Source organism: Maribacter aquivivus, assembly GCF_900142175.1.
Lineage (GTDB): Bacteria > Bacteroidota > Bacteroidia > Flavobacteriales > Flavobacteriaceae > Maribacter > Maribacter aquivivus.
Genome location: NZ_FQZX01000001.1, coordinates 302,789 through 319,702 on the forward strand (window position 1 = coordinate 302,789; position 16,914 = coordinate 319,702).

The following is a 16,914-nucleotide window of genomic DNA, read 5'->3' on the forward strand; positions in this document are numbered from 1 at the left end:
ATCTTAAAATGACTACTAGTAGAAAGTAGCTCTTTTATCTTCTATTTCAGAACCGTCCTTTAACGCATTGTAAACTGCAGTGTTCACGCGGCTAGCTGCTCCTGTTTTTAGAGTATTAGCATATACACTATAGTTATCTAATTTAGGAGCTTCTGTTTTCTTCACGATTTCAATTTTGAAAACACCGGTGTTTCCTTGAATCAACCCTGAAGTTGCACCAGCAGACATTCCGTAAGCAGTACCTACTACTACAGGTTCGCTACCTGCACCAGGAATTGTCGGAGATTTTACGGTAAGAGCAGAAGCATTAGAAATACTTACACCGTTATCAGATGCAATAGCACTCATATCTTTACCCTTGTTAGCTGCGATGATTTTCGCTGCCTTACGTTCTTTTCTAATGATTGGCAAAACAAGCACAGAAGCATCTTCGGCACTCATTACTCCTTCAGCATAACTACCTGTCAACTGAACAACTGCATAACCGTTATTAATGTTGAATCTCTTTACATCGCCAACTTTAGTATCACCGTTAAAAGCCCACTGAACAATGTTTCTTTGATTTGTTAAGCCAGGAAGATTTTCATCTAATGCCTTAATCTTATTTACTGGACGAACTACATATTCATCTTTCTTAGCCAACGTTGAAAATGCACTTTCATCATCTGTAGTTTCCATTTCAAATTTGGTAGCACTTGTAAACAATGTATTAATTGTTTCTTCTGATGCAACGATTTCTCTTGAGATGGTAGCAACTTGAACTACATCTTCTTTGTCATCTATTTTGATAACGTGAAAACCGAAATCAGTTTCAACCAAACCAATTGACCCTTCATTATTGTTAAATGCAAAGTCATTGAATTTAGGAACCATAACTCCTTTTTGGAAGTATCCTAAATCTCCACCGTTTGGTGCAGAAGGTCCGTCAGAGTTATCTCTTGCCAATTCTGAAAATACTACTCCAGATTTCTTAGCCTCTCTTAATAATTCTTTTGCTTTAGCTTCAGCCTCTTCTTTAGTTCTTGTTACAGTAGGGTTAGCTCTAGTTGCACCTGTGTAAGCCAATAGAATATGACTAGCTTTTACAGAACCATTTGGTTTTCTAGCGATCATTTTAGAAATCTTGTACGAATCTCCATCTTTATAAGGACCGTAGATCTGACCAACATTTAAACTAATTAACGTATCAGCAACACTAGAAGGTAAATTCTTCTTCGCTTTAAAGATAGTATCAAACTTAGTATCTGAAAATCTATCTAAAAATGCAGTAACATCTTTTGTATTCCTAAAACCTCTAATAGTATCGTTACGATCGGTTTGAGAATTGTACTCAACTGTATCATCTAAAAGTTTAGTAATCTCATCTTTAATAGCAGTTTGATCCGCTTCAGATGGTTTTTCTTGAAAATATACATATTGTAAATCTCTAGCAGGATCTTGCTTATATTCCTCTTTATGTTTACTAACGTAATCAGCAATTTCACTTTTAGTTATAGAAATAGTACTATCTGCAATTGAAGTGTAAGGTACTCTTACGTACTTAATGTCCATTTTTTCGTTAGCCAATTTATAATCTAACTCACCTTCTTTCAAAGTAGCACCTACACCAGCTCTTACCATATTAAAGTAAGTCTGCTCTTTTGCCAATTCAATAATTTCATCTTCTGTTTGCAACCAAGCTTCGTATTGTGCAGGGTTGTTTACTTTCCAATCTGCTACAGTTTGTCTAAACATGTTTGCATCAAACTGACCGTTCTGATCTTGAAACTGAGGATTCTGAGCATAACCGGTAGTTCTAAGAAAATCAACAATTTGATCTTGCTCAATACCAATACCTAAATCTTCAAATTGCTCACCTAAGATCGTCTTTCTTACTTTGTTCTCCCAAACTTGGTTTACAACCTGCATAGATGATGCTGTTGGACCAACTCTATTTGAAGCAACTTCAACTTCTCTTCTGAATTCATCAATAGAAATATCTTCTCCATTAATTTCAGCTACTGATGAGCCTACTTTTTCTCCTCCAAAATTGCTACTGGTAAAAACCCCAGAAATAACAAATGCAAAAAGTGCTAAACCTATTATCAAGATCAACACTGTTGTACGTTTCCTAATATTTTCTAATACTGCCATTCTAATTAACGTTTAAAATAATCGTTTGTGGTTATTGGGAGGCAAAACTACCATTTTTAATTGAAATAATAAAAACTAAAAAGCCTCCTAATTTATTGATTGATGCACTGTTATTCCTCTTCCAAAACTTCTATAGAAATCAAATCGATTTTGGTGTTAGAAACTTCTAGCACAGTAAACTTATAAGACGCTATGGTAAGCTCTACTTCTTTATCTGGAATTTCCCCTAGTGTATGCACCAAAAGACCCCCTAAGGTCTCATATTCATCTGATACCGGAAGATTTAATTTGTGGTTTTCATTGATATCATCAACTTCTAACCTTGCAGAAAAAAGAAAGTGACGTTCATCAACTACTTCTTCTCTTAAGTCAGTAGTATCATGCTCATCTTCTATTTCCCCAAAAAGCTCTTCTACAATATCCTCCACGGTCACAAGACCAGATGTACCACCATATTCATCTAAAACTACTGCTATACTCTTGCGTTTTTTGATCAAAACGTTTAAAATATCTTGAATTAGCATTGTTTCTGGTACAAACTCTACAGGCAATAAAATGCTTTTAATAGTCTTTGGCTTCTTAAATAACTCATAAGAATGCACATAACCAATTACATTATCTACGGTATCATTGAATACCAATATTTTGGAGTAGCCTGTTTCTGTAAATATTTTAGCCAAGTTTTTTGGACTCTCATACATTTCTACAGCTACAATTTCCGTTCTTGGAACCATAACCTCGCGCGCTTTTACAGCCGCAAATTCTAATGCATTTTGAAATATTTGTATTTCGGTATCTACCTCATCTTCTTCTTCTATAGTTTCCATCTGTTCGGTAATATAATCACCTAACTCTAGCTTACTAAAGGCTAGTTGCACTTCATCACCCGATGTTCCAAACACATATTTCAATATCAAATCAGAAATCCAAATAATGAAATCTGATATGAACGAGAATAATATGTAAAATAAAAATGCTGGGATTGCCAATAACTTCAACAGGTTATTTGCATAAATCTGAAAAAGCACCTTTGGCAAAAACTCTGCTGTTATTAAAATAACGAAGGTAGAAATCAGTGTTTGGGTCAACAGACTAAAATCTGTTATCAACAACTTTAAAAGAGCATTATCTGGAACAATACCCGTAAACCAATTCATAAGTACATCGCCCATGAAAAGACCATAAATAACCAGCGCTATATTGTTGCCAATAAGCATGGTTGCAATAAACTTAGATGGTTTTTTGGTTAATCTAGTTAATACCCTAGCCAAAAAGCCATCTTGCTTTTTCTCTATTTCAATATGGATTTTGTTCGCAGAAATAAAGGCAATTTCCATTCCTGAGAAAAATGCTGAAAAAATCAAGGAAAGTATAATGATAATACCGGCTGTACCCACTATTTGTTTTGATTATCCCGTTTACGTTGTTCGAATTTTTTTCTATAGTTTCTTCTAAACAAGAACATACTTATAGATACTATGGCAAAAAATATGAAAAAATAAGCCATACTTCTATCCGTATTCCAATCTGTAAAAATTCTATAAATTGAAAAACCAGCTACTATTACATATAAGTACTCTGTATACCTTAATATATTAATCATTCTCTTGTTCTTTATCTTCTTTAATCAACATAAGACCATAGGTTTTGTGTGCATTTAGAAATTTAAGGTCTTTCTGAATATCCATTCCCTCACCATCCATCACCGTTCCATCATCAGGATTGGTAAACGTAAATTTCTCTTGCGTAAATGCCCATTCATTACCGCGATCATAATATAATTGAGATGTTGACAATTTCTTGCCATCATCACTTTTTATAAGCACATTACCACGCAAATCTACGATAGAAGTCTTAGAGTACAACACCCCGTAGTCTGCTTCTATGGTTGTTTTTTCATTTTTATCATTAAAAATCTCTACCAACAAGCCTTTTGGAAAAGTTTGATACGGAAAAGATAACTGCTCAAAATCGTTTCTTATAGGTCCCGATAGTACCGCCATAACTTTAGAAGAACCTTCATCTTCAGACCCTAATTTTTCAGGAGACTCGGTATAGGTAGCCACAAAGTTCTCTGCCACACTTCTAGGGAAAACTTCCTTTGCCGCTTCTTCACCAACTCTCTTGTAATCATCTTTACAAGATAAAAAAAGCATTGCCATGGTACATACCACGGCAATGCTTTTAAAATTATTAATCTGTATCATTTTTTCTATAAAGAAGGTACTTTTACGCTACCACCAACCCAACAGTTGAAAGTAACAGTTTTACCAGCCATACCTGAGCTAAAGATCATTTCTTTAGATGGCGCTTTTGCACTATAACTGTTTGCAGCTTGACTTGAAGAACCACTTAATGATGGATCTACTCTACCTGCTTTTCTTGCCATATCTGCCGCCTTCCAATACATTGCTCTTTTTTCGAAAGCAGATGTACCACAACCGTTTGCACTTGTAGCATATAAATTAGCTATTAATAAATATGCACGACCATTAGATGCATTTGCATCAATCGCTTTCTGTGCGTAGCTACGTGCTGTTGACTTGCTACCTTTTCTTTTATTAATTACAGCTACTTTGTAAGCAATTTTAGATTTTTTCTCATTATTCGTTTCTAAAGACAATGCTTTATCGAAATCTGCAAGAGCTCCTTTAGTATCTCCATTCTTCATTTTCAAAGTACCACCGTATACATAAGCATCGGCAGATGGATCTAATCTTAACTGAGCTTCAAATAATTTCTGGAACATTGGATCATCTGTACATTCTTTGTTGAACATAAGACCAACAGCTCTTTTTACCCAAACAACATCATTCTGCTTCTCTTCAAAACTCTTTTCGTAAAGTGGAATTAAGTTGCTACAATCAGCTAAAGGGCCTAATTTAGAATCTATACTTCCTGCGATTTTACCGTAAACTTCAGAATAAGAATTATAAGATTTTAAACGAGATTTTTCTTTAGAAGTTAATGTACCAGCTTCTTCTTTAGGCAAAAGCTTAGCAATTTTACCAGTAAGTTGTTCGTTTTCAACCTCAATTTTTTCAGTAACAGCATCGTACACATCAAATACTTCTTGCAAATCTTTTCTACCAGCCTTATGCTCATCTACCAAACTCGAGAAATAGATATATAATGCTTTAGGGCTTTTAAAATTTTCTTGATCTTTTGTAAATGCATCGCTCAACATGCTGTACATTTTAGCATCATCTGCCATTTTATTATCGTACATCACTAATGCTTTGTCAACTTCAGTTTCAGCTACGCTAGTTTTAGATGCAAAATACTTCATCTTATTATCATAAAGACCCATAAGATCATTCGCAAATTTCTCTTTGTCAGCACCTGTCGCGTTTTTCATCTTATCTTTCAGTATACGTTCACCATATACATAGATAGCATTATTTAATTGTGGACAAGTTTCATAAACCATTTTCCATGGCTCATAAGCCGCATCATAATTTTTAACTTTCGAATGCTCAGAAAATATAGATAAGTTAGTCATACATTCAGGGTTCTGTGCCTGTGCATTACTTACTCCCATCATCCCTAGGAACATTATTGCCGTGAAGTAAAGTTTCGATTTCATATTTCTCTTTTTAAATGGTTAATGTACTAATTTTTTATTAATTGATTTTTCTTTTCTGGAACCAGCGATCGTTCAATGAAAGACCTACATTAAACTTAAAATAGCTCTCTTCTATTAAATTAGCTCTAGTCGTTCCTCTTTTGCCAATTTCAAAACCTAAGTTAAGATTAGAGAAACTTCTACCCAGTGGTAAGCCTAATCCAAAAGTTATGCCAAAGTTATTTATATCAACATCATTCACCAACATACCAGTCTTATCTAAACGCAAACCTGCACGGTAAGTAATTCGTTTTAAGTAACTTGAAAACGAATTATGATCTGGCGTAATAAAAGCACCCAATGCAAATGAACTTGCATCTTCATATGCTATACTATCGGCACCTAAGAAAGAATTTTCAAAAGAACTCATCTCTTGAAAACTATATTCAGCACCTACAAACCATTTATAATCTTCTCCATAACCTAAACCTATTGTAGTTGTCGTAGGTATCTTCAACTCGGTATTACTTAAATTTTGAGCGGCCAAATTAACTTCCACCTCTTCAATTGTTCCACCATTAGCAACTGAGAAAGAACCTATTTGTCTATCATTCTTAGATACTAAATTACCTTGGGTATTTACTCGAATAGAAGAATGTAGTCGTTGCCTTCCTTTTATAATAGGGGTATAATTTAATGCGTAGTTAAAGTCAAACCCATTAATTCTAGAACTTCTTCTATCAAAAGTCCCAAATTGAATATCTTCTACCTGTTGCAATCTTTCGCTATCCAAAGTACCGAAGTTGAAATTTACCGTAGCTCCAATACTTAAGTCTTTTACAACTTCATATCCTATAGAATAAAAAGCACGGGTTAAACCGCCTTCTCCATTATATACATTAACTAAATCTGAGCCACTTGCATTTGTACGTTCTTCAACCAAATTATACCCTACTGAAGAGTATGGCATAATACCAAACCCCATACCTAGACCATTACCTACACTAAAACCAAGTGCCAAATAATCCACATTAGTAATAGAGCTTTGTTGTTCTTCGGTAAAACTTTTAAGTGTGTACTGTTTATTAGAGACACCTACTGTATAGGTCACCAGACCTTCTCTATCCATTACCTCTAAACCAAGCTTACCATAAGCTGCAGGATTTTTCAAATTTATATGAATACTATCGGCATAGACGCCAATACCACCCATCATTTGATTTTCAACCGTGCTTTCGTTTTTTAAATCGCCAATTCCAAAGAAAGAATAGGGAGAAACGGTGCCATCTTGAGCGTACATACCCACGGTGGTTATGTATACAATTGCAATTACAATTTTTCTGATCATTTAGTGCTTGTTGTATTCCAGCAAATAATTAAGCCCTTTCAGGAGAAATTTGGAATCCGCAAATATGGTATTTTTTAATCGTTTAGACAAAAATAGTGTGTCTCCACCAGTTAAAATAACTGTTAAATTTTCAAATCTGGCTTTGTAGAGATCAATGACACCGTCTATTTCAAGAGTTATACCGTTCACTACACCACTATGAAGACAGTTTTCTGTTGTATTACCAATATAGTCTAACAGTTCTTTTTTTTCCAGTAAAGGTAACTTTGCCGTTTGCTGATGCATGGCATTATAACGCATTTGAACTCCTGGAGAAATTGCACCGCCCAAATATTCATCAAAATCATTTAGCATATCATAAGTAACACAGGTACCTGCGTCAATGACCAAATTATTCTGATGCGGATTAAAATAATACGCTGCAGTTGCCAAAGCCAAACGATCAACACCCAAGGTCTGAGGTGAGGCATATGAGTTCTTAAATGGCACTTTTGAGGCGTTAGTTAACTCATGTAAATCACAAAATACGGCAACAACCTTCATTTGATCCTTAGAAAGTGACCCTACACTAGAAACTATTGAAGATTTTATATTTGGAAATTCTTTGAAGATTTTTTTTACCGCTTCAACAAACAAATCGACAACAACAGTCTCTAAATGAATTATTTCCGACTTTTTAAAGATTGCCAACTTAACGTTTGTATTACCCGCATCAATTATTAAATTCATGTTACAAAGATTAAAAATTAAAAAAACATTTTTCTTTTTTCACGATTTAGTTTGTAAATCATAAAATTGAAATTATATTTGCAGCCGCTTATAGCGACATGGTGCCTTAGCTCAGTTGGTAGAGCAATGGACTGAAAATCCATGTGTCCCTGGTTCGATTCCTGGAGGCACCACAATAAATCCTTACTTAACGGTAAGGATTTTTTTGTTTTAACACCCTTCCTTCCTAATACAAAAATATATAGGTTAGTATACAAATCATAGAATGAGGTTGTGCTTTTCACCTTTAAATCGACAAAAAGAATAAATTAGAAATTTTAAGATTTCCTTGAAATAAAACAGGTTTTAGAATTATACTGCTATTTATTCTAAAAAAAATATGAGCACATCATCATAGCCAACGATTGAGCTAACACAATTAGCCCAACCGCAGCATAGAGATACTAAAAACTATCTTGCAAATTATATGAAAATGGAACATAGCAAGTAGAAGTACAGACGAAGAAGTTTTGACCTATGCGGCAACACTTCTGGAACTAATCCCAGACACGCTCTACTTTATGTTCTGTAAAGTCTTCAATAACTAACTCTTCTTCTGAATTATTTACAATGGTTATCGCCCTGAAAAACTCAGTGGGAAAGATTTGATTGGTCATTACATACTGACCTCCATTGATGAAAAGTTCTAACGAAGAATGATCTAGAAGCAATACAATTTCAATTGGATCATCTGGCAAATTCGGAATTTTCATTTGCTGAACTCCCGGCGAAAATTTATCACTAAAATCAACATTGCCCGATTTTCTTCGATCTAGCGTAACCAACTTTTTATCCCTATCAATATCAACACTAAGGCTATCTCCATTTTTATTCCTAAAATAAATCTGAGCATTTGGAACTGACAACGTAAATTTCGTTTTGCTTTGATTACTATATTTAAGTGGAATAATTCTTTTTCTAGTAGGTAGAATCTTTATTATGCTTTCTGGGTATGCCAAGGCAACATGCTTTTCAAAACCTATTACCGGATAATTAAATAAAGATACTTCGTCACCAACCTTACGCAAAGTCAACTCTCTTGGAACTGTCATAGCGCTACGCCATTTTTCCGTTGGTGTGTCACGTGCATAATCCCAATTACTCATCCAACCTATAAAAATACGTTCATCGTTAGGTGCGTCATTGTAAGTTACACCAGCATAATTGTCCCTACCTAAATCTACCCACTTATTTTCTTTTTGATCTGTTGTAAATGTTGTTCCATCAAAATCACCAATAAAATATTGCGTACCGCTTCCTCCATTTGGAGCACCAGGATTAATACTAACTAGAAGTACCCATTTTACTTCCTCTGTACCTTCAATTTTCAATGGAAACAAATCTGGACATTCCCATACTCCGCCATGAGCACCTTTATCCTTGCCAAATTCACTTACTTTTTTCCAGTCTTTTAAATCAGGAGAATTCCATATTTGTAAATGATCTCCCGCCACTAAAAGCATGGTCCAGTTTTCTTCAATTTCATTCCAAAATACTTTAGGATCTCTAAAGTCTTTGATTCCCGTATTACCTATTACTGGATTACCCTCATACTTGGTCCAGCTATCGCCATTATCTAAACTATAGGCAATTCCTTGAGTTTGAAAATCCTTTTTCCCTGCCTGCTCGCCTTCCATATCATGATAGGTGAAAATTGCTACCATTGCCGGGTTATCTTCTGTGCCAAAGCCAGAAGTATTATAATGATCCATAACCGCACTCCCAGAAAAAATTAATCCGTTTTCATCAGGGAATAATGCAATAGGCTTATGCTTCCATTTCATCATATCTTCACTAACGGCATGCCCCCAATGCATAGGACCCCAAACCGTACTATCAGGGTAATATTGGTAAAACAAATGATATACTCCGTCATTATAAACGAGTCCATTAGGATCGTTCATCCAATTCTCTTCTGGTGTAAAATGAAACTGAGATCTATACGGTTCCACATAGTGCCCCGTAACTTCTATTTCGTCTGTAACGACCTCCTTTTTTACTTCTTCCTTACAACTAAAATTGCACAGAACACTTAGTAGTACAACTACCATCAAACCTCTATTTCGTATAGTTTTAACCATAAATTCACTTTTATACCGATACTCCTTATATCTTAATTATAGTACCTTTGTGACCATGAATTTAATCAATTATAAATTAACATTCTGCTTACTCATCTTACTTTCTATTTCCAAAATAGGTTTAGGACAAGATGATATATCAAAAGTTTTGAATACTTGGAACAAAGGCTCCATACCCTACGCCTATTTCAACAATATACCGGAAGCCGATTCCATTCTATTTTTAGACACCAGAGAAAAAGAAGAATTTGATATTAGCCACCTAAAAAATGCGGTGTGGGTTGGTTATAAAAATTTTGATGAAGAAAAAGTACTTCAAACTATACCTGAAAAATCACAACCAATTATTGTTTATTGTTCTATTGGGGTTAGATCAGAAAATATAGGTGAAAAATTAAAAAAACTAGGATATACTAAAATTCTAAACCTGCATGGTGGTATTTTTGATTGGAAGAATAAAGGAGGAGCCGTTTTTAACGACAAAGAAGTAGTAACCGATAGTGTTCATGCTTTTAACAAACACTGGGGAAAGCTATTGCATGAAGGAGTTAAAGTTTACTAGTTAGGAAAAATTAAAAAATTACATTGGCAATACTACAGAACAACAAAGCAGAGCGAGACGAAAAGGTTATAGATTTCACCCTCGCAAACTCAAATAATCTTTTACTTATTTTCACCAGAAACCCTGAAATAGGTAAAGGAAAAAGACGCTTAGCAGCTACTGTTGGCGACCAAGCTGCATTTGATATTTATAAATTTTTATTGGACCATACCGTAGCGATCACCAAAAATTTATATGCCGAAAAAGAAGTGTATTATTCCGAAGAAATTTGGGAAAATGATATTTGGGACAATCAAAAATTTGGTAAAAAAATACAAGTGGGCGAAGATTTAGGTGTTCGTATGGCAAATGCTTTTCAAGAGGGATTTCAAAACGAATATCAAAAAATCATTATCATTGGTAGTGATATGTTAGACCTTTCTCAAGAAGATTTAGAAAATGCTTTTAAATCTTTAGAAAAAAATGATTTTGTAGTTGGTCCTGCTGAAGACGGCGGTTATTATTTACTTGGCATGAAGCAGTTTATGCCTGCACTTTTCAAAAACAAAGCATGGGGTACAGAAACCGTTTTAAAAGATACATTAGCTGATCTTGAAAATAAAACTACTGCCCTCCTAGAAACAAAAAACGATGTAGATTATTACGAGGACATAAAGGATATTGATGCCTTTAAACCCTTTTTAAAACATATAAAATTATGATGAAAGATGAACTTTTAGAATCTGTAGCATACCTTAAAAATAAAGGTTTTGACAAACCAGAAATTGGCATAGTTCTAGGCACAGGATTAGGAAAACTGGTTGATAGTGTTGAAGACCCTATTGAAGCTCATTACAATCACATTCCATTTTTTCCATTGGCAACCGTAGAATTTCATACAGGTAAATTGGTATATGGCACTATTTCCGGTAAGAAAGTAGTGGTAATGCAAGGTCGTTTTCACCTGTACGAAGGGTACGACTTTTTAGATATTACTTACCCTATTCGCGTAATGCATATGTTGGGTATTTCTAAATTATTCATTTCTAATGCTGCCGGTGCAGTAAACCTTGATTATAAAAAGGGCGATATGATGCTGATAGAAGATCACATTAACCTACAAGGTGGTTCCCCATTAGCTTTTAAAGGTGTTAGTGATTTTGGCGAGCGTTTTGCAGACATGTCAGAACCTTATGATTTAGATATGCGCAACAAATTAATGACCATTGCTAAAGAGCATAATATCTCCCTGAAAACTGGCGTTTATGCCTCTGTTGTTGGACCACAATTAGAAACTAAGGCAGAATACAGAATGATTAAATTAATTGGTGCAGATGCTGTTGGTATGAGTACCGTACCAGAGGTTATTGTTGCCAATCATTTGTCATTACCTATTGTTGCCGTTTCTGTTTTAACAGATGAATGTGACCCAGACAATTTAAAGCCTGTTGACATCAGTGAAATCATCGCTATTGCTGAAAAAACGGAGCCTAAAATGGTGAAATTATTTCAAGAATTAATCAAGCAATTGTAAGGATTCTCAATATTTGGCTACCATAAGTAAGCAAACAGTATTGTATGAGTGCCCACCAGCCAACCATTAGTATTATTATACCGGTATTGAATGAAGAAAAGTACATTAGGGATGTACTTTTCGCTATTTCAACCAATGCAGGCTCTGACCGCATTAAAGAAATACTAGTGGTTGATGGCGGTAGCACAGATAACACCGTTGCAAATGCTATAAAACATGGCGCATCTGTTGTTAAAAGTAAAAAAGGACGTGCTGCACAAATGAACCTTGGGGCAACAAAAGCCAGTGGTGATATCCTTTATTTTTTACATGTAGATTCTTTACCTCCAAAAGATTTTGACAGTGCTATTCTAAATGAAATTGACCAAGGTTTTGAGGTGGGTTGTTTTCAAATGCGCTTTAATAGTAACAGCCGCTTTTTAAAATTCTTTTCTTGGTGCACCCGTATTAACCATCAAATTTGTCGTGGCGGAGATCAGTCATTGTTTATCACTAACAAACTTTTTCACCAACTTAATGGCTTCAATGAAAAATTTGTGATTTACGAAGACAATGAATTTATTAAACGGGTTTACAAAATAAAAACTTTTAAGATAATCTCATCTGCCGTGACTACTTCTGCACGACGTTATGAAGAACGCGGTATGGTAAGATTACAATGGCATTTTGGGATGATTCATTTAAAATACCATTTAGGCGCTAAACCAACGGAGCTGCATCAATACTATTTGAAATATATTGCGGCTTAATCTTTATTCTCCCTCAAAATCTAACAGCACTCCTTCACTTATCCATTTGGCGAGTGCCTGTCGATTGTCTGGATCCAGAATTCTGACTTGATCTTTTTTATTCCTAATATTCCCAATCTCAATGTATGCCATTGCAGGGTGTGTTTTCTTTACTAAATACAGTGATGTTCTATCTTCAAAAGTACCCGAATACGTTCTATTAGGCTGGTATTTTTTGTACTTATCCCCAAAGGTCTTATGAATACTTTCTGCTAGTTTTTCTCCATTTTTACTTTTCTCGTGGTGGTAAAAGAAAACATCTATATTTTGATTTTCGCTTCTACTATCTACATGGGTTACGATCAAGCGCTGGTATTTTCCTCTATTTTCTTTATACAAATCATTAACGATATATACCCGCTGTTTTAATCTAGCAACTTGGTTTAGCGGTATTGTTTTATTCATATATGCCACCTCATCATGGTCAATTTCAAGAACGAAATCATCTCTAATTCCGTCATTTTCGTCTTGTATAATGATATATACTTCTGCACCATGAGCCAATAGCTCTTTAGCCAATCTTAATGTAATATCATAGGCATATTCATCTTCAGCTATCGCCTTGCCTGCATAAACACCCATAGCACCAGGATCAGGACCACCGTGACCAGAGACCAAATAATATACGTTACCTTTTAACCGTTCGCTTTTAGTAATTACTGTTTTATGCTGCTCTCCAAAAATGTCATAAGAATCACTTTCTAACTCTTTAATTTCTTTTGATTGCAGTTGCAGGGAATCTACAATTGCAACAGTATCTAATTTTATTCTTGGAAGCACATAAATTCTACCAGCGAATAGGTGCACACTATCGCGTAAATCATGATGATTTAAGGCTACAAATTCATCATAAACCTCATACGGATTAACACCTTGCTTTCTTAACAGCGACAAAATTCCGTCGCCGGGTTCTGCCACTACCGTTTTCAACGAATCTTGCGCAACGCAAAAGGCGCTCAAAAACAATAAAAACAAAATTGTAAAACTGTTGTGTTTCATGCTATTATTAACCGCAAGGTCTATGCCATAGTTTACTTATGACTATCTAATGAAGTACAAAGATTGCTAAAAATATTGACCAATACCAAAGACAATTCCGTTGTCGCCATCTTTTGTGATTCCGTAGCCGTAATCTATCCTAAAAATGGCATTGAAAATTCGCTTGTGCATAAATCGGAGTCCTACACCTGGGTAAATTCTAAGATTCTCACTCTTTAGCAAATCATCAAATCCGCCTGCGGGATTTCTCCATGTGCCTCCATCTATAAATACGTTTCCTTGCAATACAAATTTATTTTTGTCAATTAAGGTTTGTCGGTATTCGGTATTCAAAACAACCATACCTGTACCTCTATCAATGGTATTACCTACTCCTCTAATATTTAAGTTATTATCTACAGTAAAGGGCGCGAACGGACTATCAACATTACTTGCCAAACCTAAACGCAACCTATTTGCCCAGTTACCCCTATCGCCTATTCTTTTAAAGTAGGTAAAATCATTGAACCCAATTAAGAATTCAGGCAAATTTGTATTGGTACTACCCACATATTGCAAATTCAGCTGACTTCTAAATCCTTCTAAATAGTGATAAAAATAATCTAAACTGTTATGGTCATAAATAAATTTGAACAGATGCTTATCTACATTTAAATTCAATGGTACGCCAGAACTGGTAGCCCCATCAATATATTCATAGTCTTCAGTAAAAAAACTAAAGCCCAATTCTATTCTATTCTTAAAATTGAGTTCGTAAAGTCCTAAGAGTTCAAAGCCGGTATTGTTATATTTATAATCTGCTGTATCATCTTGAAAAAAAACAGGTTCTAATGTGGTGAAATTATTATAATTTACTGCAAGCCCAAGTTTATTAGAGAATAGGTATGGTGCTCTAACACTTAGCCCAAAAGAGCTATAATTATCATACTGATAAAAAGCACCTAATGTAATATTGCGACCAAAAGAATTGAACTCTTGTATCCCTATTCTAAAAGCAAAATCATCATTTGATGAGCTGAAAAGATTTGCGAACGGAATTAACGTGAAGTTTTCTTCAATTACATACTCAACGTTGCAGGTTTCGTTCGGTAAAATATTGACGTTAAAATAAGCATGAGATATAGAGGGCAACCTTTTTAAACGAAGTATATCTCTATTCATAAGAACAGAATCTAACAGCATACCTTCCCTTACATCTACAAGATTTTCAATGAAAGATACTTTGGTACGCTTTGTTCCAGAAAATTGCAATTCTGCCACAGTAACATCTTGCCCTTTCATAATGAAATTGACAAGCATTAAAAATAGAAATGGTAGCGTTTTTGTATTCATTTTTTCAAATACTCATATCTTAAGCTATACGAATCTTTCATCAAGATTTTCAATATAGAACAAAATAATCGCGTAATCAATTATAGTTCAAAAGCATACCTATAATCACCAAAAAAGAGCCTAGTTGTTTTCAACAACAAAAGGCTCTTTAAAGGAACACTCAAACTATTTATTTAAAAAATTCCTCTCAAACCTAAATTAAAGGTTTGTCCAAGTCCTGTATTATTACCACGCACAAAGTTGGTATACAGTATTTCTAGGTTCAAGGCACTTGTTAATTGATATTTTGCACCGCCACCTAAGGCTGTAAAATCTTGTGTAAAATTGTTTCCTAAATCCAATCGCTGAGAATGTTGCGCCAATGCTAAAATGGTGAATTTACTGGACGGGAAATAGCTAAGAAATAATCCCGGACTAAGATTTAAGCTATTATTTGCAAAACTCTCTTCTTTGTCACCAAAGCTTAACTCTGAGTTAATTTCACTAAAAAGCTGCCATTTATCGCCAGGAAAAGTATAATCATAAAAGAATCTATTCTGCCAGATGTATCCTTTTTGATCCAAAAAGACTCCGTTTTCAGATTCGTTATCTACCAACGGAATAAAAAATGAACTTTGAATAGAAAAATTACTGACCGAAGCAATTGGTACAAATTTTACCGATGGCGCTATCGATGTTAGCCCCGATCTAGCTGTATTATTCTCACCATCAAATTTAAATACATCTAAGGCACTTCTATCACCAATTACATTGGACCTGAATTCTAAAATTGCACCTACATTCCATCTTTTATTTGTACCAACACCTGTGTACCCTTCTAATGTAGAAGTAAAAAAAGTCTGCCTTGGCTCTTTACCTTCTGTAAATGTACTTTCGGTTTGTGTGTATAAATTATTAAACCACTTAACATCGTACTGACCTTGACCTACCAATTTTGAGGGTGTGTACTGCTGTATATTGCTTTTCTGTTGCAAACTATCTTGACTATACCCCTTAAATAAGGCACAAAAAGCTACTACAAGAAATAGATTTCTAGTTAAAATATTCATTTTTAGGTTTTTAAAATTCTTAGTTGATTATTTAGCTTCGTTCAAAGACCAGTCATAAGAGTAGTAAGATACTTTTGCATTATCTGGTAATTGTTCTTTTCTATAGGTATTGATAAAATCTACCGTACTTCCTTTTTGTTCAAAATCTCCTTTGTACCACTCAAACAATTGTGATATCTGGACTTTATTCTTATTTACTTTTATAAAAGTAGGATTGTTCAATGCCATTACGGTCTGCTTTTGCAACTGATTTTCTAATGCTTTAGGTGTATAAGCCGAGTTTATTATTGGTGGACATCCTAAACCTGCGCATACCAATACAAAATGAAACCTTGCTTCTGCTGGGAATTTTGCTCTCAGCAAATCATTTTCTATTCCGTTTAAGGTTATGGACCTACCTCCTATTTTATGTTTGGTTTTATCAAAAAAACCAGCAACATCTAAAGGAGATTTTAATGGATAGTTTTTTACGATACCATCAATTACAAGTAGGTTATATGCATTGATCCAAAAGGCTTGGTAGGTAGCAGCATCAGTTTCTGATACAGAGATACCTTTTGCAGATTCTAAAATAGATTTTAGAGCATCTGGATTATTTTTGATATCAGCATACTTAACTTTACCATCAACTACATTAGTTTTAAAAAAGCCATCGCTCTTGTTAAAAAAGGCAGCTACATCTTGTGCAGATATATTGGTTACTATTAAAAGGAAAAACAAAGTCTGTATTAAAGTTCTTTTCATCGTATTTTAAATTTATGATCGCTTTTGAGATT

16 protein-coding genes and 1 tRNA gene are annotated in these 16,914 nt (G+C 34.6%); 5 read left to right on the plus strand and 12 right to left on the minus strand.

The window, feature by feature from the left end; all coding sequences use genetic code 11:
- Positions 1-15: 15 nt before the first annotated feature.
- The 7 genes from BUC31_RS01280 to BUC31_RS01310 form a co-directional block, all read right to left on the minus strand.
- Positions 16-2,133 carry a peptidylprolyl isomerase gene (locus BUC31_RS01280; protein ID WP_073240562.1) on the minus strand — a complete coding sequence of 706 codons (2,118 nt, stop codon included), beginning with the start codon at positions 2,131-2,133 and terminating at the stop codon, positions 16-18.
- Positions 2,134-2,243: 110 nt separating this feature from the next.
- Positions 2,244-3,470, minus strand: coding sequence for a hemolysin family protein (locus tag BUC31_RS01285; RefSeq protein ID WP_396627745.1), 1,227 nt, complete (start codon positions 3,468-3,470; stop codon positions 2,244-2,246).
- Between the two features lie 59 nt (positions 3,471-3,529).
- Positions 3,530-3,736, minus strand: coding sequence for a hypothetical protein (locus BUC31_RS01290; RefSeq protein WP_073240564.1), 207 nt, complete (start codon positions 3,734-3,736; stop codon positions 3,530-3,532).
- Entirely contained in the window at positions 3,729-4,340 is a 612-nt protein-coding gene (lptC, locus tag BUC31_RS01295; protein ID WP_073240565.1) for an LPS export ABC transporter periplasmic protein LptC, read from the minus strand. Before lptC ends, BUC31_RS01290 begins: the two co-directional genes overlap by 8 nt.
- 5 nt (positions 4,341-4,345) lie before the next feature.
- Positions 4,346-5,719 (minus strand): tetratricopeptide repeat protein, encoded by a 1,374-nt coding sequence (locus BUC31_RS01300; RefSeq protein WP_073240566.1) that lies wholly within the window; start codon positions 5,717-5,719, stop codon positions 4,346-4,348.
- A gap of 37 nt (positions 5,720-5,756) precedes the next feature.
- The gene (locus BUC31_RS01305) at positions 5,757-7,046 is read right to left on the minus strand and encodes a BamG family beta-barrel-assembly machinery protein (protein ID WP_073240567.1); all 1,290 of its coding nucleotides are present in this window, start codon (positions 7,044-7,046) and stop codon (positions 5,757-5,759) included.
- Positions 7,047-7,775: a type III pantothenate kinase gene (locus BUC31_RS01310; RefSeq protein WP_073240568.1), complete on the minus strand. Its 729-nt coding sequence runs from the start codon at positions 7,773-7,775 to the stop codon at positions 7,047-7,049.
- Positions 7,776-7,875: 100 nt separating this feature from the next.
- Here BUC31_RS01310 and BUC31_RS01315 point away from each other — a divergent pair.
- Positions 7,876-7,948 (plus strand) — tRNA-Phe (locus BUC31_RS01315).
- A gap of 363 nt (positions 7,949-8,311) precedes the next feature.
- Here BUC31_RS01315 and BUC31_RS01320 read toward each other — a convergent pair.
- A complete protein-coding gene (locus BUC31_RS01320; protein WP_084134922.1) occupies positions 8,312-9,895 on the minus strand; it encodes a glycoside hydrolase family 32 protein in 1,584 nt (527 codons plus the stop codon).
- 55 nt (positions 9,896-9,950) lie between these two features.
- Here BUC31_RS01320 and BUC31_RS01325 point away from each other — a divergent pair, with 55 nt between their 5' ends.
- From BUC31_RS01325 to BUC31_RS01340, 4 genes are read left to right on the plus strand one after another with little or no spacing between them, the layout of a single operon-like run.
- The gene (locus BUC31_RS01325; RefSeq protein ID WP_073240570.1) at positions 9,951-10,457 is read left to right on the plus strand and encodes a rhodanese-like domain-containing protein; all 507 of its coding nucleotides are present in this window, start codon (positions 9,951-9,953) and stop codon (positions 10,455-10,457) included.
- 29 nt (positions 10,458-10,486) lie between these two features.
- Positions 10,487-11,158, plus strand: coding sequence for a TIGR04282 family arsenosugar biosynthesis glycosyltransferase (locus tag BUC31_RS01330; RefSeq protein WP_244534033.1), 672 nt, complete (start codon positions 10,487-10,489; stop codon positions 11,156-11,158).
- A complete protein-coding gene (locus BUC31_RS01335) occupies positions 11,155-11,970 on the plus strand; it encodes a purine-nucleoside phosphorylase (RefSeq protein ID WP_073240571.1) in 816 nt (271 codons plus the stop codon). The genes BUC31_RS01330 and BUC31_RS01335 overlap by 4 nt, the downstream gene beginning before the upstream one ends.
- A 44-nt stretch (positions 11,971-12,014) precedes the next feature.
- Positions 12,015-12,719 (plus strand): TIGR04283 family arsenosugar biosynthesis glycosyltransferase, encoded by a 705-nt coding sequence (locus BUC31_RS01340; protein ID WP_073240572.1) that lies wholly within the window; start codon positions 12,015-12,017, stop codon positions 12,717-12,719.
- A 3-nt stretch (positions 12,720-12,722) separates the two neighbouring features.
- Here BUC31_RS01340 and BUC31_RS01345 read toward each other — a convergent pair whose 3' ends face one another.
- The 4 genes from BUC31_RS01345 to BUC31_RS01360 form a co-directional block, all read right to left on the minus strand.
- Positions 12,723-13,757 (minus strand): N-acetylmuramoyl-L-alanine amidase family protein, encoded by a 1,035-nt coding sequence (locus tag BUC31_RS01345; RefSeq protein ID WP_073240573.1) that lies wholly within the window; start codon positions 13,755-13,757, stop codon positions 12,723-12,725.
- A gap of 66 nt (positions 13,758-13,823) precedes the next feature.
- Positions 13,824-15,089, minus strand: coding sequence for a BamA/TamA family outer membrane protein (locus BUC31_RS01350; protein WP_073240574.1), 1,266 nt, complete (start codon positions 15,087-15,089; stop codon positions 13,824-13,826).
- A gap of 173 nt (positions 15,090-15,262) precedes the next feature.
- Entirely contained in the window at positions 15,263-16,138 is an 876-nt protein-coding gene (locus BUC31_RS01355) for a hypothetical protein (RefSeq protein WP_073240575.1), read from the minus strand.
- Positions 16,139-16,165: 27 nt separating this feature from the next.
- On the minus strand, positions 16,166-16,882 hold the full coding sequence (locus BUC31_RS01360) for a DUF547 domain-containing protein (RefSeq protein ID WP_073240576.1): 717 nt from the start codon (positions 16,880-16,882) through the stop codon (positions 16,166-16,168).
- Positions 16,883-16,914: the final 32 nt, after the last annotated feature.